The following is a 23669-nucleotide window of genomic DNA, read 5'->3' as shown; positions in this document are numbered from 1 at the left end:
TGTACATGACGGATTCGCAGGGTTCGAATTCACATGACTATGAAGTTTTTGCAGACACGATGAAGCAAGGTCTTGACCATTACCCGAACTCCAAGTTTATGGTGATGACAGGTGATGAAGTGGATGCCGGTTCTCTGGAGTCTCAGTGGCTTGATTATTTTGGAAAACCGCAAAGCATGTTTTTGAAGCTGCCAATTATGGCGGCGGTCGGTAATCACGAAGGGCCTTATAACGATAATTATTATTATCATTTTAATTATCCGAATGATTCCATTCAAAATCCTCTGCCACCAGGCAGCGTGTACTCGTATGACTATGGCGATGCCCACATTATGGTGCTGAACACGATGGATATTGGTTGGGATGACCGCCAAAAAGAATCTTTTAGACAGCAAGTGGAATGGTTGAAAAAAGAAGTAGCCGAGACGGATCGGAAGTGGAAGGTCGTGGCTTTCCATAAGGCCATTTATTCACTCGGGAACCATGCGCTTGATTCTGATATTTTGAGTATGAGACAGATGCTCTATCCTGTGTTTGATGAGCTTGGTATCGATGTGGTTTTACAAGGTCATGACCACACGTTCATGAGATCTTATCAAATGTACAACAATGCACCGGTTACGAATGTGCAGAAAGATCAGAATGGGAATGCGCTCAATCCGGACGGTACCCTGTATATGATCAATAACTCAGCCGGTACGAAATATTATGATCTCCAAAATGGCGTTGATCGCTATTATGCTGCGGTCTACGAACAGCCGTATCAACCGATTTATTCGGGCATTCGTATGACGGAGAACAGCTTTACGATTGATTCGTATAAGTCTGGTCAGGAGCAGCCTTTTGATACGTATACGATTGTTAGAAACGATGCGAAACCAGCTCCTGTCGCACAATTGGCGGCTAGCAAGACGGCGGATGGCAAAGAGCTTCTGACGTGGATCGCACCTCAAGTTGCTAACCCAGAGGAAGATGCGGTTAGAGGTTTTAGAATTTACGAAGTAGACGGGAAATTAGGCATGAACTGGAGCACTTATGTGCCGGCTGTCAAAGACCAAGCGAATTATCAATTTGTTGTAACGGGTACACAGCCGGGGCAATCCTATAAATTTGCAGTTAAAGCCGTTGATAAACGGGACAACTCCGTTGCAAGCACAGTGAGCACAGCTTTAGCAGCACCAACTGCACCTGTAGTTGATGATGGACGCAACACGTTTGGTTGGACGAATGTTCCTGGTTATGCGAACACAGCTGATTATGAATATTCCGTTGACGGCGGAGCTAATTGGCAACCTGTAACGGCTAATCCACAGCCGGTCGGAGATAACGATTATCCTGCGGGTGCCGTACAGGTACGCATCAAAGCGAACGCCACATCAGGGTTAGCAGCAGGTCTTTCTCTGGCTTCGAATCTGCCGTTTACCACGAATTTCGTTGAAGATACGTATAAAATCACGGGTGAACTCAAAAGAGGAGAGCAATTGCAGCTCGATGTGACGTTGGAACCGCTGGCTAATTATAGCAGTGATGCTTATATCGTGTTTGAATTGCTGGAAGGCGACAAACCGATTCTCATGAATGCCATTCCGAACAAGCAAAACAAGTTGACATTCAAGCAGTATTTTAACGTCGTAGGAGCGGAATACAAAGTAAAAGCATTCATTTTCAACCAATATGACAGTGAACTTCGCGTACCGCTTCAATTAGCAAGACCTAAGTTGTTCGAATAATGGAATGAAGAGAGGAACTGACGACGGTGAAAAAATATATAGCGGCCATTATGGCGTTGTTGTTCGTGCTCTCACCGGTTTCGGCTCGCGCAGCAGCTTCATTTACACTTGCTCTAAGTGTAGATGAAGTGCAGCGTGGCGGCGAAATCCAGCTGTCCGGGACGGTTACGAACAATGCGAAAGATGTAGTGGTTAAAATTATTCGTCCTAATCAAACGACGTTTTATATTAATGCAATAACTCCGGTACAGGGCAGCTACACGGCGAAGGTTACGATACCGGATGACAAGGATTTTGCACCTTTTGGTTTGTACCAGGTGGTTGCCGGTAGTGATAACTTAACGGAAACCAAGACATTCAAAGTCATCGACCCGAACGGTGGCGGAACAGATCCGGGAAATCCAACGGATCCGACAGATCCGGGAAATCCGACGGATCCGACAGATCCAGGAAACCCGACGGATCCAACAGATCCGGGAAATCCAACAGACCCGACGAATCCAGGAAATCCAACGGACCCGACAAATCCGGGAAATCCGTCAAACCCTGGTGATACTCAGCCTGACGATAGTGGCTCTGGATCCTCACCAACGGATCCAACCACCATCCCAACCAATGCCGGTAAAACCGCAGATGGCATCGTTCAGCCGGAGAAATCCACGAACGGACGCTACCTGCTAGGCAGTGAAACATTGAATCAGGCCATCCAGCAAGCCAAGGATTCCGTTACGGTTCAACTGCCGGCAGCGACTGGCGATGAAGGCACGGCGCTGGAGTTCCCAGCTAAATCCTTGCAAGATTTGAAGGATAAAAACTTGGATCTCATTCTTACTTATGAAAATAGTACGGTTCGTTTCCCGGCCAACGCCATTTCGGCTTCAGGTGAACAGCAATCGCGTATTCGTATTGATCTGAATACAGCTTTAACATCGGATGCGAAAAACTTGTTGAATCAATCGCTTCAGTCCAATCCGGATTACAAGTCAACCGGCGTTATTCTTTCCGTTGAAATCAAACTGATTACCGGAGACAACGCGGTTGAAATCCATCACTTGGACAAACCTGCCGTAGTTACGATGAAATTGACGGAAGAGCAAGAGAAAGCAATCAGATCGGATCTGGCCGGCGTCTACCACGTGGACGGTGCTGCCGTTGAATATGTTGGAGGAACTGTCTCCAAAGGAACTTTCACTTTCACGGCGGAGCATTTTTCCTACTATACAATTCTCGAGTATAACAAGATGTTCGCAGATCTCGCAGGACATTGGGCGGCAAAATCTGTTCAGTCGCTTACAGCCAAACATATCGTCGAAGGTGTAGATGAGCAGCATTATGAGCCAAATCGGAGCATCACACGGGCAGAATTCGTTACCCTGTTAATGCGTGCATTGAAATGGTCCGGTCATACAACTCCGCAAGCGGGTTCAAATCCGTTCTCGGACGTTGCTGCTAATGCTTATTACACCGAACAAGTTATTGGCGCTGCATCACTAGGTATTGTTTCCGGTTATAACGGAGCATTCCGACCGAACGATATCATTACGCGTGAAGAAGCTGTTGTTGCGCTTGTTCAAGCCGCCAAGTATTTCAACGTAGTAGGGTCGAATAAAGCTGAACCAGCTTTTGCCGATACAAATGATATTTCATCATGGGCTGCTGCTGCGGTCAAACAAGCTTGGTCAAAAGGATTAATTGAAGGAGATGGCGCACGCTTTAATCCGAAAAGTTCCGTTACACGGGCTGAAGTTGCGGTCATGATCACTCGGTTGCTGCCGAACGGTTCTTTATAAAACGAAAGCGGGAGGACCCCATCGTAATGTGGAAACGCAAAAAAATAATTTCAGTTGTAATGACGGTATTGTTCTTATATAGCTTGCTGGCGCCGTTAGCATTGGAAGTCGTTGCTGCGGCTGCGAATCCCTCCATTCAAGAAACTGAAACCAGAAATGTGGCCTTGAATGCCACAGTAACAGCTTCAGGACAATGTAACGCGAATGAGAGTCCAAGTAGTGCAGTTGACGGCAAGAATGACACGAAATGGTGCGATAATTCAGGTGTAGCCAATAAATGGTTAGCACTCGATTTAGGCAAAGTTTATAACATCAATGAATGGATTGTAAAAAACGCTGGAATCAGTGAGTCGGGAAATTTCCCCTTCTGGAACACCAAGGATTTCCGTTTGCAAAAAAGTAATGACGGACAAACTTGGGAAGATGTCGATGTCGTAAAAAATAACGTGCAGACGATTCTTAACCGGTATGTCCCGGCGTTCTCTGCACAGTATATCAGGTTCTTTGTGGATAAAGCGGCTTACGACAGTAACACGGTACGTCTGTATGAGCTGGAAGTATACGGGGTTGATGCCGATCAACTTCCGGCTTACCCGGCGACTAATCTTTCCCCTGTGGATTACGTAGACCCGTTTATCAACACATTGGGAGATAACGGGCAGACGAATCCAGGTCCAACCACACCGTTTGGTCTGGTTTCCTTAGGACCGGATAGCGATGGCGGAGCATTCAGTGGATATTATTACCAGGATAAATATTTAAAGGGTTTTTCGCATCTGCGTTTTAGCGGCGTAGGCTGCAGCGGTGGGGGCGGTAACATCTTGATGATGCCGGAAACACGCTCTTTTACAAAAAATAGTGCTGAGTATAAGCAGTTGTATGATAAAAGCAGCGAAAATGCTTCTCCAGGCTATTATGGCGTGAAGCTTGCATCCGGTATTGGCGTTGAACTTACAGCTTCTCATAATGTTGGTTTCCACCGTTATACGTTCCCAGCAGCGGATACGGGTTCAGTACTGGTTGATCTTTCCAACTCTTATGCGGGTATGATTGATGCTAACCTGACTGTTGAAAATAACAATGAGATTTCAGGTATGATTCAATCCAAGAATGTGTGCGGACATGGCTATTACACCATGTACTATTCCATTCAATTTGACCATGATTTTGACTCCTACAGTTCTTGGCAGGGAGATGCAGTTGGAACAGAAGCTAAACGCAGCGGTTCGAACAGCGGCGTATGGGTGAATTTCAATACAAAAGACAATAAAGTGGTTCAAGCGAAGGTTGGTCTATCGACAATCAGCGTTGATCAAGCGAAGTATGAACGTACGCATGATATCGCAAATTGGGATTTTGATGCTCAGCGGAGCCTTTCCAGAAGTAACTGGAGCAAAGAGCTGAACAAGGTTGAAATTACCGATGCTGATGAAACGAACAAACGTGTATTCTATACGCAGTTGTATCACACGTTCCTTCATCCCAATAATGTGACCAGCTCAAATGGGACATTTAAGGCAGCAAGGGATGAGAACACGATTCGCCAAACCTCCGAGTTTGGCAACGATTTTGACTACTACAATGGTTGGACGACTTGGGATGATTTCCGGAAATATTCCTTGTTCTCCCTGCTAGAGCCTAAGAAATACGAAAACATGGTGAAATCCATGGTTGACGTCTACAATACCCGTGGTTCCTATCAACAGTGGGGGGAAGGATATTGGCCGAGCCCAACGGTAAGAAATGAGTTTAATGGAGCCGTTATTGTCGATGCTTATGCCAAAGGGTTCACTAATTTTGATGTGTATAAAGCGCTCAAAGGTATGGCTGTTGATGCGGACAATTTCTCGATCAGCGACACCGAAATTTCCGGGAAACTGGAAAAGGCAAACAGCGCTTCCTTCCCAATGAAGTTAGCTCAGTTGATCGGAGATCGTGAAACCTACGAGAAATACAAAAACGCCGCTTTGTCTTATAAGAGCCTATGGAACGCCACGCAAGTCGATGAGAAAGGCGACCAACGCGGCTTCTTCACACCGAATGGACAAACCGTAAACAAACAAGATATTTTAGCCGTCGATAAATACGCTTATCAAGGCAATCTGTGGTCGTATCGTTGGTCCGTACCTCAGGATGTGAATGGATTGGCGAGTTTAATGGGCGGTAAAAAAGAAATGGCGGAAGAGCTTCAGCATTTCTTCAAAATCAACGAGTACATGGCGATTAACGAACCTGATTTACATGTTCCTTATTTGTTCAACTACTTGGGATATCCTTATTTGACGCAATATTATGCAAGAGAATATACAACGGAAGTAGTCACGCAAAAATATCACAACCATGGACCTTACGCATTCCCGATGAAATCCCGTGTTTATCGTGATGATCCAGAAGGATATTTGTTATCGATGGATGACGATGCAGGCGGTATGTCTTCGTGGTTTGTTTACAGCAGTATGGGCTTGTTCCCAGGAAATCCGGGGGAAGCGAATTACTTGATAGGTTCGCCTATTTTCTCTGAATTAAAGCTGCATTTGGATAATGGTAAAACTTTTACCATCAAAGCGAACAACGTTTCCAGTCAAAATCGTTTCATTAAATCTGCACAGCTGAATGGCAAGAATTTCGATCAAGCTTGGATTACTTACAACGACATTATGTCGGGCGGTACCTTGACTTTTGAAATGGATGCCAAACCGAATACAAGCTGGGGAGCATTGGCAAGCGCGGCACCTCCGACGATGGATTATAATGCCGACATTACCAACACATTAAGTCATCAAAAGTTGATTGCTGAACAATCTGTATGGAAATATCATGATAAAGGCCAGTACGCAGGCGATGGCTGGATAAACTTGGCTTATGATGATAGTTCTTGGGCTTCTGGGCAGGCTTTGTTGGGGTATGACAGTTTGGGCAGGGTAAAAACCAAAACAAGTTATGGTCCGGATGCGAACAATAAATATCCGACGACCTATTTTAGAAAAACGTTCGAGATGTCCGATGTGAATGATATTCTTGAATTGGATGCTAGTCTGATTCGTGATGACGGGGCAGTCGTATATCTGAACGGACATGAAATTATCCGTACGAATATGCCGACAGGTGAAGTGAGTTACAACACCAAAGCAAATGCAACCGTAGGCGATGAGCGGGATCGCAATAGCTATGTGATCGACCCTTCGTATCTGGTGAAAGGTACAAACGTCGTGTCCGCAGAAGTTCATCAGGTGAATGCAACGAGCTCGGATATTGCCTTTGAGTTTAGTCTCGAAGCGGTGAAAAAGATGACGAAGCCAGCAGCGCCGACAGGAGCTGTCGTGGATGATAAAGCTAACACCTTCGGTTGGACAGCTGTCCCTGGCTTCAATCAAGCAGCTGACTATGAGTTCAGTACCGACGGCGGCGTGAAGTGGAAGCAGGCAACTGCAAATCCGCAGACTGTAGGACCGCTCGATTATGCAGCAGGCCAGATTCAAGTTCGCGTTAAAGCCAATGAAGACTCGAATATAACGTTTGGTCATGAATTGATTTCGCAGGCGGCCTTTACATCAGATATTCAATGGGATGTTTATGATCTCAAAGCAGATGTCAGCCGGAATGGCAATATGGCCGTTAACGTCACTGGAACATTGAAAGGCGATTACGGAGATTCGGCTGTTGTTGTCTTCCAGCTCATGGATGAGAATGAGCGGGCATTAATGTCCAATAGCGTGCCTGTAGAAAAAGGAAGCTTTCAGCTTTCGCAGCAATTTAACGTAAACGCAAGTAAATTCCAGATGAACGTGTATCTGGTCGATGCCTACAACGGGAATATCTATGATTCGCTATGGCTGGCGGAACCGATTGTCTCGAAGCCTGAGCCTGGAACACCTTCAGGACCGAAGCCTCCGGTCGTTGTAGACCCTGAGCCGCTTCCAGATCCGCTTCCGTTACCGGACAAAACGGAGGATGAGGAAGAGCCGCCTACGCAGGATGGCTTAACGATCCAGTTCGAGAATCGCACCGAATGGTCACCGGATGTTAATACTTTTAACAATGGCCCATTAAAAACAGAAACAGGGAATAACGGAACGGTTGTATCCAACACGTTTAACGGAGCTTGGCTTTCTTTTGACCAATTTAATTTTGGTACCAAAGGCGCTAATCAGATCACGGTTGAATATGATGCTCCGACGAATAAAGTGCCAGTGGACAGTAAGCTGGAAATAAGATTGGGCGCTCTGGATGGTGAACTGGTCGGGACTGTCAACTTGACAAATTCCGGTAATGGTTGGGGAACCTATAAAACGGTGAGTGCTCAATTGAACAAAACCGTAACAGGGCTGCAGAAGGTATATGTGGTCATGAAAGGCAGCACAACAAGCGCGCTTCCATACATTGGAAACTTCGACCGTTTAACCTTTGCAATGGGTAGAAATGACTTTGCGAAGCTGGAATTGGAAACCTATGATGATTGGTCGACAGACCTGAATCCGGGTAACTCACAACCATTGAAAACAGAAGGTGGAAAAAGCGGGCAGCAGGTTGCAAATACCTATAATGGAGCGTGGCTTGCGTATAAAGGAATGAATTTTGGCACGGAAGGTGTTAACCGACTGTCCGTTGAGTACGTAGGGAACACGACCAATACGGCGGCCGATTCAGCTGTTGAAGTTCGATTAGGCGGAGTAAACGGTACGTTAGTCGGGAAACTGACAGCACCTCCTACATCAAACAGTTGGGGCACCTATAAGACAGTTACTGGCGATTTAACTCAAAAGTTAACCGGCATTCAAGATGTGTACTTCGTGCTTACGGGAACGACAAACGCAACACTCAAATACATTGGTAATTTCGATAATGCCAGCTTTTCGTATGCGAGTCCAACTAGAAGCGACTATGCTAAGTTGGAGCTGGAGAAGTACGATGAATGGACAACTGCTTTAAATGTGTATAACAATAATAGTCCGCTCAAAACAGAGGATCAAAATAGTAGGACTCAAGTTGCCAATACATTTAACGGCGCATGGATTGCGTATAAAAAAATGGATTTTGGCACACAAGGTGTTAACAGCTTATCCATTGAGTATGTAGGTAACACTTCGAATACGGCGGCCGATTCAGCTGTCGAGGTTCGATTAGGCGGAGTTAACGGTACGTTAGTCGGGAAACTCGCAGTACCTCCGACATCGAACGGATGGAGCACCTACAAGACGGTTTCTGGCGACTTAACTCAAAAGATTACCGGCGTTCAAGATGTGTATTTCGTTTTTACGGGAACGACAAGCGCAACATTCAAATATATCGGTAATTTCGATAAAGCCAGCTTTTCGTATGTATACCCGACTAGAAATGATTATGCCAAACTGGAGCTGGAAAGCTTCAATGAATGGTCAACTGCTCCAAACATCTACAACAACAATACTCCGCTCAAAACGGAAAAGGGAACTAGCGGTGATCTGGTTGCTAATACGTTTAATGGCGCCTGGCTTGGTTTCAAGAGTATGAATTTGGGCAGTGAAGGGGTGGATCACGTAGCTATTGAGTACTCAAGCAATAGCGGAAACTGTGCGGCGGATTCGGCGGTAGAGATTCGTCTAGGTGGCGTAAATGGTACGTTAGTCGGGAAAATCTCCACACCTCCGACAGCAAACGGTTGGGGAACTTACCAAACCGTAGCTGCTGATCTAACTCAAAAGCTAACTGGGCTTCAAGATATCTATCTTGTCTTTACGGGAACAACCAATTCCTCCAAGAAATACATTGGTAATTTCGATAATGTTAGGTTTTCTTTAAATGTGCAGTAACATACAGGCTGCAAGTAAATAATGATGAGGGCTATTCCAAAGGTCAATGACCAGAGGGGTAGCCCTATTTTCATAGAAGGATTCAGGGATTCTGGATATTCTTTCCCCGATAGGAAATGATAAATGAAAGTAAACATCAGGAAGAGATCACGCGAATTTACATAAAGGAGTCAACCATATGGCATCAACCGATATCCCATTGACATCGTCTGAAATAGGTAACTTGTGGATGACCTATCAAGAAAAAACCATGTTGCTTCGCTTTTTGGAATATTTCCTTGAAAACGCAGAAAATGAAGAGGTTAAACAAATTCTGAAAGCAACGTACGATTCCAGTGATCAAATAGTAACGACGATCAAACACATTTTTGAGCAAGCAGGAGCAGTCATTCCGCTAGGATTTAATGCAAATGACGTTAATAAAGGGGTTCCCAAGTTATTTGATTATCTGTACGAACCGATGTTTTTGCTTATGATAAGCAAGATTGAAGTTCCACTTTTCGCGTTTCATTCTACGATGTCATATCGGAAAGACATCAGAGAGCTCTTTAAGCAGTTAACAGCAGAATCACAAGAGATGTACGATCAGTGCGTACAATTCCTGCAGGAGAAAGGGGCTCTATCGCGGCCGCCCTATATGTCCATGCCCACTGAGGTAACCTTTATTCAGAATGATAATTATTTATCTGGATTCAATTTGTTTAAGGATAAAAGAGCGCTGAATGCGATTGAGATTTCGCTCTTGCATCATTCGATTGAAACGAATCTTACAGGGATGCAGCTGATGATTGGCTTCGCTCAAGTTGCTCATGATAAGAAAGTGAAAGAATATTTTGTAAAAGGCATGAAATTGTCCAAAGAGGTTGAAACGACCTTGGGTGAATTTCTGCGTGAGGATTACATTGAGCCTCCTGCCACTCACGCGGGAAAAGCGACCAACTCCACTGTTTCTCCATTTTCCGATAAAATAATGATGTACCTCACCAATTTATTGGGCTCGTTCGCGGTTGGCAGTCACTCGCTTGGCGGAGCTTTCAGTTTGCGTAGTGATCTACCGCTTGCACTCGCGAAACTTGCTCAAAAAATTATCCCCTTTGTCAAAGAAGGCGGGGAAATCATGATTGAGCATGGTTGGATGGAAGAGCCGCCACAAGTGGAAGACCGCAGACAGCTAACCAAAACATGATGGGCAACACATGGATTCCGACCTAGCCACTCCAGTCATTGGATTGGCTTTTTTGCATCAAATCGCGCTAGCAATTTACGTGATTTTGCAATAAAATAGGTTGGTGAAGGAATGGAGGAATGGTTTTGAGCCAACGCTATCGAATTACAAGAGCTTTGCAAGTCAACGACAACTCGGAAGCTGTCATCACTTTGGAAGAATGCAAACAGTATTTTGCATCCCAATCTGATTTTTCCTATACATCTGTGTTTACGATAACCGGTACGACCACGATGTCCATCGAGGGTGATTTCTTCATGTGGAGTTATGGCGACAGCAAGATACCCTTCCGGCATTATCAGGGAGATGTTTACGTGTCAGGCACGAATGAAGCCGTGATTCCAAGGATGATGGAAGTTGCGAGCGATTTAAGGGCGGACATCGTAGGGGAATAATTTGTCCTATTTTCGAAATTTCAAAAAATTTGTTTACGTTACAATCGATATCTGATAATATTATCGCAACATTCAAATGCGACGAAGAGAAGAGTAAATAAATGAAATCTTTCACAGAGAGCTCCGTTAGCTGAAAAGGAGTAAAGAAATCTTTATTGAAAAAAGGCTCAGAGCAGCGCATCGGAACCGGGCAAGAAGGGGATGGTGTGCCAGGAGCTCCTGTTACAGAGCTAAAGTATCCGCATTACACGGTAATGCCGTACTTGAAGAGGCTAATATGGCGACATATTGGCGAATCTGGGGTGGTACCACGAGGAATCCAAATCTCGTCCCTGAGGCTGTATTAGTCTTGGGGGTGGGATTTTTTTGCTTTTATAAAAGAAATGCAGGTTATGCGCTGATTAGGTACACCAATTCAGACTTATTGAATAGTTTATCATACCATTTTGAAAGGATTTGAATATCACATGTCAGAAAAATTAAAAGTGGGTATTGTCGGAGGAACAGGAATGGTTGGCCAGCGTTTTGTTGAATTGCTGGATCAACATCCTTGGTTTAAAGTAACAGCGATCGCAGCTAGCAGCAGCTCTGCGGGTAAAACATATGAAGAATCCGTGCAAGGCAGATGGAAACTGGCGACACCTATCCCTGAAGGCGTGAAACAAATTGTTGTTCAAGATGCCTCGAAAGTGGAAGAAGTAGCTTCTCAAGTTGATTTCATCTTCTGTGCCGTCGATATGAAAAAGAATGAAATTCAAGCCTTGGAAGAAGCTTACGCCAAAACGGGCACGCCTGTTATTTCCAATAACTCGGCTCACCGCTGGACGCCTGATATCCCGATGGTGATCCCGGAAGTGAATCCAGGGCATATTGAAGTGATCGCGGCACAAAGAAAACGTCTCGGAACTTCATCGGGCTTTATTGCGGTTAAGCCTAACTGCTCCATTCAGAGTTATGTGCCGGCGCTTCATGCCTTGCTGGACTTCAAACCAATCCAAGTTGTGGCATCGACGTATCAAGCCATTTCGGGAGCGGGCAAAAACTTTACCGATTGGCCTGAAATGCTGGACAATGTCATTCCGTATATTGGCGGCGAGGAAGAAAAAAGCGAGCAAGAGCCGCTGCGCATCTGGGGCAGCATCGAAAATAATGCCATCGTTAAAGCGAGCTCCCCTTTGATTACAACCCAATGTATCCGCGTTCCTGTAACAGATGGACATTTGGCGACCGTTTTTGCATCGTTCGAGAAAAAACCGTCCAAAGAAGAAATTCTTGCTCGTTGGCTGCAGTTCAAAGGCCGTCCGCAAGAGCTTGAGCTGCCAAGCGCACCTAAGCAGTTCATCACTTACTTCGAAGAAGAGAACAGACCGCAGACGAAACTTGACCGTGACATCGAGCGCGGTATGGGTGTCTCCGTAGGTCGACTGCGTGAGGATTCCATCTACGATTACAAATTCGTAGGATTGTCGCATAACACATTGCGCGGCGCGGCGGGCGGCGCTGTTCTGATTGCTGAACTGCTGAAAGCAGAAGGCTACATTCAAGCGAAATAAAAATGTAAATAAAACAGCAAGCCTTCCTATTTATTAGGGGCTTGCTGTTTTTTGTTTTTAAAACATTTTAAAACCGTGAATCAATAGGAAATACCGAATTTCTCGTCCAAATCTTGCGAAATTTGCACGAGATCCCTCCAAATATGGTGACACGACACATGGATGTTATTCAGTTCTGTCCAGCCTTTATCTATTTCGACAATCATTTGTTCAATATCTTGATTTGTGATTTTTCTTTGTTCTGTATTGGTTCGCATAGGAAGTCCCTCCATGACAACGTTTCATACTCATATATTTTCGTCATGCTGATCCCGTATGAGGGTGTTGCATGCAGAGTTTGCAAATTGTTCGTGATAACAGCCGTTCCCTGAGGCACATCTCCCAACATAAGATTACTTAGGAGTGTGATCCCTTGTGACCATGAATAGACGTATACCCTCGTTTCATTTCGCCTACGTTACGAATTTCAACGACAATACCATCTCGGTGATTGATACCCGAACCAGAAAGGTCAAGGCAACGATTAAGACCGGAAGAGGTCCCTTTGAGATCGCGGTCACCCCCGATGGGAAACATGCAGTTGTCATCAATAAAACTGATAATACCGCTCAAGTCATCCAGCGAAGTACGAATAAAATTATTAGCACGATCCCAGTTGGAAAAAGTCCATCGGATGTAGGAACATCGCCTAAGTACGTGTATGTTACGAACGCAGCCGATAATACCGTTTCAGTTTTATGTATAAAGAAGAGAAAGGTCATTCAAACGCTAAAGGTAGGTAAGAGACCGGTAGGCGTAACTGTCACACCGCAGAAGATAGGACAAAGAACGCTAGGTTTCGTAAGCAATCACGACAGCAATACGATTTCTATTTTTAATGCGAAATGCAATAAAGTCATAGACACCATTCCTGCTGGAGTGGGTCCTGATCAAATTGCTTTTACCCAAAATAGCAGATTGGCTTATGTGACCACGAATAACAACGTTTTGGTCATTGGTACAAGAAGCAGAAGGATTCTTAGCAAAATTAAAGTCGGCTCTACTCCTGTGGGAGTAGCGATAACGCCAAATGATCGATTTGCCTACGTCGGTAATGAAGGAGATAACACCGTTTCCGTCATTATGCTTAAGAAAAATAAAGTGATAGCAACCGTTCCGGTGGGCAAGAAACCCGGCATCGTCGCTATCACGCAAAACGGCAAATTTGCCTATGTGGCTAATTTTGGAGAAAATACAGTCTCTGTTATAAGAGTCCGGGATAATAAAGTCATAGACACGATAAAAGTAGGAAATGCTGCCTCGGGACTAGCCATTGTCCCACTTTGATGTAGGGATTAGAACATTCTTCTAGCCGTGGCAAAACGTTTTTTCCATTTATCAGTAAAGTCTTCATAATGTACGCCTTGTTCTTTGGAATAAGTATGAAGAATCCGCCCGTCTCCTGCATAGATGCCAACATGCCCGATATCGAGCCCGCGTGCGTCAAAAAATAGCACATCACCTTTGCGCAGCTCATCTAGAGGGACTTCCGTTCCTTTCAATGCTTGGTTGTAGGAGACTCGCGGGAGATCGATTGACAATGCTTGCTTGAACACATATTGGACGAATGAGGAGCAGTCGAATGTCTTGGTTTGACCGGATTCCGCCCCGAATTCATAAGGCGTTCCGAGAAATTTAGCTCCAAAAGCGAGCAATTCATCGGCTTTTTTATCCGCTGAAGCGACGCTGGCGTAATCCGTATACTGGGAGGCTGCGGAAAGAAAACCAATCGTCTTGTCCTTCGTCTGCACCTCCAGCCAGTTTGCGTCCACTTCCCGGATGACATGAATGTTCTCGCTCTTCGGAATCATTCGAAGCACTTGCCCACTCGTATTCGGAGTGTCACGCAGATTGACGCCATATTCAATCTTGGTTTCATACTCATTCGCCGAGGAAATCGTAATTGATCGCGAATATTCATGCCACTTCACGAGATTGCCCAACGTTTCGCTTATTAATCGAAGCGGAATCATCGTGGAGCCGTCAATAATTTTACCCGCGATCGGCATATCCAGCTGGTCTTTATTTTTATAAGCCATCATGTCGCCAATGCGGTATGTAAAAACGATATCATTTTTCGTAGCGGTAACTGTTCGAGTGTTGTCATCCCAAGCAACTTTTGCGCCTTCAGCCTCAAAAATTGCACGAAGTGGAACGAGACTGTAGCCATCTTCGATAACGGGAGGCGTCTCAAAGCTCAACGGATGGCCATCGAGATAGACGGGAAGCGACGTGTCGGTCGTATCTGCATGGGTAATTGCTGCCGGGAGCATGCCCATGAGCAGAAGCATCAACGCGGTTCCAGTTTGTAAGCCATTTTTTATCTTCATATCCTATACTCCTTAGCTGACTTTAGTAATGTTTAGACGCAGAAGAAAGCCTGTTTGTTGCTCTAAAATTTGTGGTAAATTAAGGATGTTGACTAATGAGTCAGAAAAACTGGGGGGGATGGATGTGCAAGAGGAGTTTTCAAGAGCAAACAAGAAGGCTTGGGAAACGAAAGCGTATCAGGCTTGGGTGCAACATTTTGGGACACCGGCTGAACTTGCCGAAGAGTTGAAACAGGAGCACAAACATCATCTGCGATACTGGTTAAAATACATAGGAGATCCAAATGGGAAGCGAATGATTAATCTTCTTGGTTCGCACGGGAGGAAAGCAATCTCTTTTGCGATGTTAGGCGCGGATGTAACCGTCGTGGACATCTCTGAAGAAAACCGCTTGTACGCCAAGCAAGTTGCCGATGCCGTCGGTGTGAAGCTCGACTATATTTGCTCGGATGTCTTGCAAATCCCGAATGAAGAGTCGCTTGGCCAGTTTGACATCGTGCTGATGGAGTTTGGCGTTTTGCATTATTTCACTGATCTTAACGCTATCTTTGAGGTGGTCCGACGCAGGCTTGGGAACAAGGGCCGGTTTCTGTTGACCGACTTTCATCCTTTTGCACGAGCTTGGCTGAACACGGTTAATCTGACTCAACCAAGCGGCAACTATTTTGAAAAGGAGACCAAAGAAGGGGAGGTCGCGTTTGCTAAATTGCTGCCGGAGGAAGAACGCTCCGGATTGGAGAAGGTTCTCGTTCGAAGCTGGACGCTTGGCGAGATTATTACGGCCATTGCGGCTTCCGGGCTCGTGATACGCGCATTGGAAGAGATTCCAAGTCCTTCAGACGCTAGGTTTCCTGAGTTTTATACGTTAGTGGCTGATAAGGTGGAGTTGGAGCTATCGCCGCTCTGAAGTGATCCAGGTGTCCTATCTGTTAGATAGGCTTCATTAGGGAACTATGGTCTTTTATTTCGGGGAAAACGAGCTGTTTCTACTTGCTAGGGGAACTACGGGGTCTTATCTAGCCGCTTCTTCGCGTTTTTCAGGTGATAGCGGCAAAATAGGAGTCCGTAGTTCCCCCGGCAGGTGGAAACTGTACTTTTTCAGGGGAATAGAGGCCTGTAGTTCCCTACCTCCATAAAGCCTGACGGATTCAAACCGCGTCAGGCACTAAATCAGCTGTTTTGCCAGCGTTCCACCATCCCAGCGCACAACTCCCCATACAGATTACTTCCACAACTAATGTAAACCTCCGCTTATACACGATCGTGCGCAACATCGCCATAAATTCAGCATTTTTGCTTATTCACAAATGGGAAGTCTTCCTATATACTCCTTAGTATCGATAATGATTATCAGTATCATCATTTATATCGGAATTAGCATCATCTAGGGGGTTTACGATGTTTCAACTTAAAAAGTACGCAACGATCACTTCTGTTGTTCTTTTGACATCAGTTTTTCTCGCCGGCTGCGGAGCTGGAAACGATACGAAGCAAGTGGGAGCGGGGACAGCGAACAGTACGCAGCCGGCTTCCAGCGCGGCAACTCAAAAACCCGAGACGGAGAGAACGCTGACAGACGCCATGGGGCACACGGTAAAAGTTCCTGCACAGCCTAAGCGTATCATTGCGCCGTTTCTGGAAGATGGGCTTACGGCACTTGGCGTTAAGCCGGTTGCACAGTGGTCCGCTGCCGGGCAACCGCAGGAGTATTTACAAAAGGAGCTCAAAGATGTCGCAATCCTTCATATGGAAGGCGGGCTTAAGCCGGAAGAAGCGCTGAGTTATAACCCGGATTTAATAATCCTCACCTCAGAGGCTTATATAAAAAATGGATCTTATGAAGAATTTTCAAAAGTGGCGCCTACTTATGTACTTTCGAAAGATGAAAACGACTGGCGCGGCAATTTTGCCAAATTAGGCGAAGTTCTGGGCAAGAGCAGCGAGGCGGATCAGGCTGCCAAGAAGCTTGAGCAGACGCTAATCGAAGCAAAAGAACAAATTCGCACCAAAGTAGGAGATAAGACAGCTGTGCTGCTCCAAGCCGGAGATAAGGGATACAAGCTGTTCGGGGCGCAGTTCTATAGCGGAAAGCTGTTGTATGACGGACTCGGTTTCAAACAGCCGAAATTGTTAAAAGGCGACTATGAGACCTATTCGATGGAGTCGTTGGCTCAGTTGGATGATGTCGACTATCTTTTCGTGTTGTCCGGAAAAGGCAGGGCGAAACCGCCCGTCGATAATCCGTTATGGAAGCAGCTGCCGGCGGTGAAGCAAGGCCATGTCTTTGATGCGGATTCAGGTCACTGGTTTAATCAAAATGTCATTGCCAATCAACTGATTATCGATGATGTTTTGCGTGACGTTGTAAAATAGCCATGGGAGAAGACGCAAATGTAAGCACCAACAGCAATCACTCGTTATTTGATACGTGGTATAAGCTCCTCGGAGTCCAGCATGTAACGGAAAATCAGATGAAATGGCCGGCAGAACGTGATTTCATTCGAGCGGATACACTCATACTTGTGGCATCGGCTGCTAACGAGGGACGACTTATCGTGGATGGTCGTTATTATCCAATGCGACCTGGGACTGTATTTGTTTGCAGACCGGGTCAGCTACTAGAAATGGGTCTGCACGTTGGGGATGAGCATGGCTTTTATCTCTTGCGGTTCCAAGCCGTGGAGATGCCATCAGCCGGGCACAAAGCTACCGTAAAAAGGGGACACAAGTTTCCCGGCGAAAGCGAAGCCGTCCAATTGTCAGCCTTTTCCGTTATTCCTTTGTGTAAATCCATTTTCACACATTGGAATAGTGGAAGTATGGCTGATCGCTTTCGCAGCGAGTCTGGCTTCTATGAGTTGCTCAGTCAGGTGTTCAAAAACCAAGAGCACAAAACAGAGCTGGCTCTGGAGTGCGCAAAGCTGATGATCGAGCAGCATTACACGGAAGATATGACGATTGATCGATTGGCCACGACGGCAGGGCTGAGCAGGTACCATTTTATGCGGCTATTTAAAGAAAAGTTTGGCAAAGGTGTCATGGAGTATGTGACTGATTTGCGCCTCAATGAGGCAAGAAGGTTAATGGGCGAGCAGGGCAAACTTTCCCTCACGGACATCGCGTATAAAGTTGGCTACAAGAACGAAACGTATTTTAGCAATATGTTCAAGAAACATATAGGTCTGGCGCCCGCCGTGTATATGAAAAATAGATCCGTCAAAATCGCCGCCTACAGTTGGGTGAATATCGGTCAGCTGCTGGCTCTGCATACGATTCCTTATGCCGCGCCGATCGATCAATACTGGACAGACTATTATAGAAATAAATATGCCTTTGATGTGTCTGTACCGCTAAGCCATCATTACGAATTCAACAGAGAAGCCCTGCAAAAAGCGCAGCCTGATTATATCATCGGTATCGATGCTTGGATCGAAAAAGATGAGCAAGTCAGGCTTGAGCAGATTGCTCCTTCCCTGTTTCTGCCGTGGGAAGAAGGTTGGCGGCGGCATCTGATGTTGACAGCAGACTTCCTCGGTAAATCGAAGGATGCGGCGAAATGGCTGCATCGATATGATCAGAAAGCTGTGGAAATTAGGGGGAAAGTGAAGAAAAGGTTACAAGACGAGACGGTTATCCTTGTAGTGATCGATAAGCAGACGCTGCATATCTGGGGGCGACACGCTGGCACTGTCTTGTATGATGATCTTCAACTTGCCCCAGCATGTCAGATTAACACTATCTTTTGGACGCAAGCGATTGAGGTTCAGGATCTTGGTACCTATGAGGCAGATCATATTCTGCTGAGTGTGCCCAAAGATGAGATCTCGCAGGCGACATGGCATCGAATGAGCCGATCTCAAGCATGGCAAGAACTGAAAGCTGTGAAAACGAAGCAAATACACATGATTGCGGGTTATACCGGATTACAAGCTCCGTGGAACGAGTATAATGCGTTTTGTCATGACCGTTTTCTTGATTACCTGTCTAAGCTATTGGAAATCAAAGTTTAATTTAACCCAGAAGAAAACCTGACGGATAATGTTCCGTTAGGCTTTTTTTGTTATTTCGTTTCATATGCAGTACGTAACCAATATGCTTTAAGCAACTTCTTAACTCGGTTCAGCAGCCTTTTTCCGCGTAAATCGAGGCTACTTCAGCTTTTTTCGAAACTATAGGAAACAGGTTGTCTCAAATGCATAGTGTGGCATGACATCCTCAAGGATAATAGTTAGTAGTCATGGCAGACATGAGAGCACTGAGAAAGAGGGGCGGAGAATCCGATGAAGGAAGTAGGCCAATGGTCAGTCAAAACAGCGCGAACCATCATGAGGAATACAAATGAAAGTGGCTATCACCGGGAACTTGAGCAAAGATGGATGTATGTGAATGGAATGACATTGAAAGCATTGCTTCACGTTGGGGAACTGGCGGGGGAGGACATCTACAGCGAATATGTCAAGAAACATATGGACTTGTTCGTTCAGGAGGACGGTACAATTCGTACCTATACGCTGGAAGATTACAATTTGGATCAAATTAACCAAGGCAAGGTGCTTTTTTCACTTTGGAAAAAGACGTCTGACGCGAAATACGCGCAAGCGGCATCCGAACTCATTCTTCAGATAAAAGGGCATCCGCGAACGAGCGAGGGCGGATTGTGGCATAAAAAGATCTACCCGTTCCAAATGTGGTTGGACGGCTTATATATGGCAACCCCGTTCCTGGCCGAGTATGCCAAGGTCTTCGATGCGCCGGAGCTATTCGATGAGGCTGCGAAGCAGTTGCTTCTGGTCGAGCGGCATACCCGCGATCGTCAGACAGGTTTGCTTCACCATGGGTGGGATGAAAGTGGAGAGCAGCGGTGGTGTGATTCCTCAACAGGAAAATCACGACATTTCTGGAGCAGAGGCATGGGCTGGTACGCGATGGCCATCGTGGATGCGTTGGAGCATTTTCCGAAGGATCACCCGCAGCGAGGAACGATTATGGGCGTTTTCGAACGGATGATGCATGCACTTGCGCGTGTACAAGATCCGAATACAGGGTTATGGTATCAGGTTTTGGATAGAGGCGGTGAGGGCACCAATTATTTGGAAGCATCAGGAAGCAGTATGTTTGTGTATGCGGCTGCCAAAGGTGTGCGCTTGAAGTATCTTTCCGGTCCTTTTAAGGAAGTAGCCCAGAGGGGTTACCAAGGCTTATTGAATGAGCTTATCGATGAAGACGCTCATGGCGTTCATGTTCATGGCATATGCCATGGAGCGGGGCTTGGAGGTAATCCTTATCGGGATGGAAGCTTTGAGTACTATTTAGGAGAAAAAGTTGTAAGTGATGTCTTGATGGGTATGGCGCCTTTTGTGCTGGCCAGTGTGGAAATCGAACGTTTGCAGGGAGGGGACCTGAAATGAGCATAAGTGAAAGCAAAGTCAGGCCGGTATGGGTTGCCGATTTGGGAAATGGTACCTATCGCAATCCGGTTCTATGCGCGGATTATTCGGACCCTGATGTGATCCGGGTCGGCGAAGATTTCTATATGACGGCTTCCAGCTTCGTCAGCACCCCGGGCCTGCCGATTCTCCATTCCAAGGATTTGGTGAATTGGACGTTAATTGGCCATGCCATTGATCAACTCCCTGGCGGCTATGATGATAGCGTGCGGCATGGGGACGGCGTTTGGGCGCCTGCGATTCGTTATCATGACGGGAAGTACTGGATTTATTTCAGCGCTCCGGATGAGGGCATTTATATGACAACCGCTGAGCATCCTGCGGGTCCATGGACACCACTTCACATGGTGCAGGAAGTGAAGGGATGGATTGATCCTTGCCCATTCTGGGATGAAGACGGGCAAGCTTATTTGGTGCATGCCTTCGCCAGAAGCCGCTGCGGCATCAAGAGCAAGCTGCAGATCTGCCGGATGTCGCCAGACGGCACAGCGCTGCTGGACGACGGCATAATCATTTTCGATGGGACAGATCATCATCCGACAATTGAGGGGCCTAAGCTGTACAAGCGTGGCGGATATTACTATGTGTTTGCTCCAGCCGGAGGGGTGTCTGTAGGTTGGCAAACCGTGCTTCGAGCCGAGAACATCTGGGGACCGTATGAGGATAAAATTGTGCTTCATCAAGGCGATTCCCCCATTAACGGACCGCACCAAGGCGGTTATGTGGAGTTGGAATCGGGTGAGTTTTGGTTTATGCATTTCCAGGACCGCGAGGCTTATGGCCGGATTATCCACCTCCAGCCCATGAGCTGGGAGAATGATTGGCCGATCATCGGTCTTGATACGAAAGGTGACGGCATCGGCGAGCCTGTTCTTGTCCATAAGAAGCCTGATGTAGGACGTGCATGGCCTAGCGCAGAACCGGATACTAGCGATGAGTTCAATCAGCCGGTTCTGGGCTTGCAGTGGCAATGGCAGGCTAATCATCGTCTGCAGTGGTACTCGCTCACCGCGAACCCCGGGCATCTGCGGTTATACGCGCAGCCGCTGCCTGCTGGAGCATCGACCTTGTATCATGCGATGAACATCCTATGTCAAAAGCTCCCTGCCCCGGCATTTACTGCAACAGTAAAGCTAACATTTACACCCAGCTCCAGCTCGTGCACTTGTTCTGGCTTCGACTCTGAGTCGTTGGAAGAACTGGCCGGCTTGACGGTTTTCGGACATGAGTACCGTTATCTCGCATTAAAATGGGCGGGGGAGGGACTTGAGCTCGTGTTTGTTGAAGGAAGTGGCAGCAAGGAGAAATCGAGCGAACAAGTAACCGCCCGTGTGCCTGTAGCAGAATTAGCACGAACGATTTATTTGCGAACAGTTGTCGTAGAGGAAGCCGTGTTTAGCTTTTATTATAGCTTGGATGGGATATCCTACCACCGGATTGGGGACGAATTTGCTGCGGTGCCTGGCGGTTGGGTCGGCGCCAAGCTGGGGCTGTTCTGTTTGCAAGACAAACAGGCGGATGCTTGGGCAAGCCAAGGCTTCGTGGATATCGATTGGTTCCGATTCAGCGAGGAGAAAGAAGGGGCTTCCGTATGACAAGATCACATGTAGAGCGCAGCGAGGCACAAAACGGATGGACCATGCCAGAAGTTCAGCTGCCGGAAATACCTGATCGCTTATTCAGGATAACGGAGTTTGGCGCTGTCGGTGATGGACATACCGACAACACGCAGGCATTCCAGCAAGCCATACAGGCTTGCTCCGAAGCTGGCGGCGGGAGAGTAGTGATCCCGGCCGGTTTATGGTTAACAGGCTCGCTTAAGCTGGCAAGCCGATTAGAACTGCATGCTGAAGCAGGAGCTTTGGTCATGTTTACGAAGGATTTTGCGCAGTATCCTCTTGTCATGTCCAGCTTTGAAGGCATCCCCTCGGTTCGCTGTCAATCACCGTTAGACGCTGAAGGATTGGAGCATATAGCCATAACAGGCGAGGGTATTTTTGACGGCAATGGAGAAGCTTGGCGCCCGGTCAAACGCTGGAAAATGACATCGCTGCAGTGGGACAGCTTGCTGCAATCCGGCGGAGTCACGGATGCGGAAGGCGAGTTCTGGTGGCCGTCGGTTGCTGCTATGAACGGCAGGGCACAGACAGAGAAGCTCATTCAGAAAGGTATCCATGATCCGTCCGCCTATGAGCTTTATCGCGCTTATCTCAGACCGAACTTGCTAAGCTTCCGACGATGTAAGTATATTTTGCTGTATGGTCCTACGTTCCAAAACTCGGCTGCATGGTGCTTGCACCCATGGGCTTCCGAGCATGTCACTATTCGCAATGTGACGGTCCGTAATCCATGGTTTGCCCAGAACGGAGACGGCTTGGACTTGGATTCTTGCCGGTATGCGATCATCGAAAACTGTAAGTTTGACGTGGGAGACGACGCGATCTGCATGAAGTCTGGCAAAGATGAAGCGGGACGTAAGTTAGGAATTCCTTGCGAATATGTCACGATTCGCAACTGCATTGTCTATCACGGACATGGAGGCTTTGTCATCGGCAGCGAGATGTCCGGCGGGGTTCGGCGGATTCGTGTGTCCGACTGCACGTTCATCGGTACCGATATCGGCCTGCGGTTCAAAAGCGCCCGCGGACGCGGAGGCGTTGTGGAAGAAATCGATATCAGCCGTATCCGGATGACCAATATTGCCGGGGAAGCAATCTCTTTCCATTTGTTTTATGCGGGTGTGGAAGGCTCGGGCAGCGCGCAGGAAGATGTTTTTCCCGTTACGGAAGGCACGCCGGTTTTTCGTAAAATTACGATTGCGGATGTTACCTGCACAGGGGCTCAAACGGCGCTCATTGTGAATGGGCTTCCCGAAATGCCGTTGGAAGATGTGCGAGTCAGCAACTTTCATGCGACTGCGAAGCGGGGAGTTATCGCCCATTACGCCAAAGATATTTTACTTGATTGTTTACAATTGCAAACAAGTGAAGGCCCTGTGATCAAGCTGCATCAATGCCAGGATGTGGAGCTAAAGCGGCTTGGACAATCATATGGAGCATCAGGCGAAGGGATGCTGGTTGTTACGGGAGCAGACACGAGCAACATCCGATATGATGAATCGGAGTAGCTGCTGTGTAGATCTGCTAGACGTATTTACTCTGCATATATGCAGCAGATAACTTATATGCTTGAAGAAACTTCCTCTTATGAGATGAAGGACCAAGATTCGAAAACCCCCTTATTCTGTAAGGGGGTTTTCGTTATGCAAGCCAAAAGTTATCTAAACTGCATAGTTTGAAGCTGCATAGTCTGGTAATGTAAGCGATATCATCTAGCCTTTCTCGCTTGATGAGTCTGTATGAATATGTAAT

The 23669-nt window shown here is 46.6% G+C and carries 15 protein-coding genes and 1 other annotated feature; of the genes, 13 read left to right on the top strand and 2 right to left on the bottom strand.

Annotated features, from left to right (window positions below):
• Positions 1-5 precede the first annotated feature (5 nt).
• The 6 genes from ACKTT9_RS26230 (at position 6) to asd (ending at position 12482) form a co-directional block, all read left to right on the top strand.
• Positions 6-1730 carry a metallophosphoesterase gene (locus ACKTT9_RS26230; RefSeq protein ID WP_407873117.1) on the top strand — a complete coding sequence of 575 codons (1725 nt, stop codon included), beginning with the start codon at positions 6-8 and terminating at the stop codon, positions 1728-1730.
• A 26-nt stretch (positions 1731-1756) separates the two neighbouring features.
• Complete coding sequence (locus ACKTT9_RS26225) at positions 1757-3520, top strand: S-layer homology domain-containing protein (protein WP_407868206.1); 1764 nt, start codon at positions 1757-1759, stop codon at positions 3518-3520.
• A 26-nt stretch (positions 3521-3546) separates the two neighbouring features.
• Positions 3547-9309, top strand: coding sequence for a glycoside hydrolase domain-containing protein (locus tag ACKTT9_RS26220; RefSeq protein WP_407868205.1), 5763 nt, complete (start codon positions 3547-3549; stop codon positions 9307-9309).
• Positions 9310-9487: 178 nt separating this feature from the next.
• Positions 9488-10495 carry a DUF3231 family protein gene (locus ACKTT9_RS26215; protein ID WP_407868204.1) on the top strand — a complete coding sequence of 336 codons (1008 nt, stop codon included), beginning with the start codon at positions 9488-9490 and terminating at the stop codon, positions 10493-10495.
• A gap of 125 nt (positions 10496-10620) precedes the next feature.
• Positions 10621-10929, top strand: a complete 309-nt coding sequence (locus tag ACKTT9_RS26210) for a hypothetical protein (protein ID WP_407868203.1) — start codon at positions 10621-10623, stop codon at positions 10927-10929.
• Positions 10930-11001: 72 nt separating this feature from the next.
• Positions 11002-11266 (top strand) — a binding site (T-box leader).
• A 130-nt stretch (positions 11267-11396) separates the two neighbouring features.
• Complete coding sequence (gene asd, locus ACKTT9_RS26205; protein WP_407868202.1) at positions 11397-12482, top strand: aspartate-semialdehyde dehydrogenase; 1086 nt, start codon at positions 11397-11399, stop codon at positions 12480-12482.
• Positions 12483-12562: 80 nt separating this feature from the next.
• Here asd and ACKTT9_RS26200 read toward each other — a convergent pair whose 3' ends face one another.
• Positions 12563-12739 (bottom strand): hypothetical protein, encoded by a 177-nt coding sequence (locus ACKTT9_RS26200; protein WP_157326056.1) that lies wholly within the window; start codon positions 12737-12739, stop codon positions 12563-12565.
• 163 nt (positions 12740-12902) lie between these two features.
• On the opposite strand from ACKTT9_RS26200, the gene ACKTT9_RS26195 reads away from it, so the two are divergent.
• Positions 12903-13808 carry a beta-propeller fold lactonase family protein gene (locus ACKTT9_RS26195; protein ID WP_407873116.1) on the top strand — a complete coding sequence of 302 codons (906 nt, stop codon included), beginning with the start codon at positions 12903-12905 and terminating at the stop codon, positions 13806-13808.
• Positions 13809-13816: 8 nt separating this feature from the next.
• Here ACKTT9_RS26195 and ACKTT9_RS26190 read toward each other — a convergent pair whose 3' ends face one another.
• Positions 13817-14851, bottom strand: a complete 1035-nt coding sequence (locus ACKTT9_RS26190) for a stalk domain-containing protein (protein WP_407868201.1) — start codon at positions 14849-14851, stop codon at positions 13817-13819.
• A gap of 124 nt (positions 14852-14975) precedes the next feature.
• Here ACKTT9_RS26190 and ACKTT9_RS26185 point away from each other — a divergent pair, with 124 nt between their 5' ends.
• From ACKTT9_RS26185 to ACKTT9_RS26160, 6 genes are all read left to right on the top strand, one after another.
• Positions 14976-15758: a class I SAM-dependent methyltransferase gene (locus tag ACKTT9_RS26185; protein WP_407868200.1), complete on the top strand. Its 783-nt coding sequence runs from the start codon at positions 14976-14978 to the stop codon at positions 15756-15758.
• A 491-nt stretch (positions 15759-16249) separates the two neighbouring features.
• On the top strand, positions 16250-17224 hold the full coding sequence (locus ACKTT9_RS26180; protein ID WP_407868199.1) for an ABC transporter substrate-binding protein: 975 nt from the start codon (positions 16250-16252) through the stop codon (positions 17222-17224).
• 2 nt (positions 17225-17226) lie between these two features.
• Positions 17227-18861, top strand: a complete 1635-nt coding sequence (locus tag ACKTT9_RS26175; RefSeq protein ID WP_407868198.1) for an AraC family transcriptional regulator — start codon at positions 17227-17229, stop codon at positions 18859-18861.
• 270 nt (positions 18862-19131) lie between these two features.
• A complete protein-coding gene (locus ACKTT9_RS26170; RefSeq protein WP_407868197.1) occupies positions 19132-20259 on the top strand; it encodes a glycoside hydrolase family 105 protein in 1128 nt (375 codons plus the stop codon).
• A complete protein-coding gene (locus ACKTT9_RS26165) occupies positions 20256-21893 on the top strand; it encodes a glycoside hydrolase 43 family protein (RefSeq protein WP_407868196.1) in 1638 nt (545 codons plus the stop codon). Before ACKTT9_RS26170 ends, ACKTT9_RS26165 begins: the two co-directional genes overlap by 4 nt.
• Positions 21890-23425, top strand: coding sequence for a glycoside hydrolase family 28 protein (locus ACKTT9_RS26160; protein ID WP_407868195.1), 1536 nt, complete (start codon positions 21890-21892; stop codon positions 23423-23425). The genes ACKTT9_RS26165 and ACKTT9_RS26160 overlap by 4 nt, the downstream gene beginning before the upstream one ends.
• The last annotated feature ends 244 nt before the right edge of the window (positions 23426-23669 follow it).

Source organism: Paenibacillus sp. P36, assembly GCF_045866505.1.
Classification (GTDB): Bacteria; Bacillota; Bacilli; order Paenibacillales; family NBRC-103111; genus Paenibacillus_E; species Paenibacillus_E chondroitinus.
Note: the sequence above shows the minus strand (reverse complement) of the source record. Positions and strands in the feature narration are given on the sequence as shown.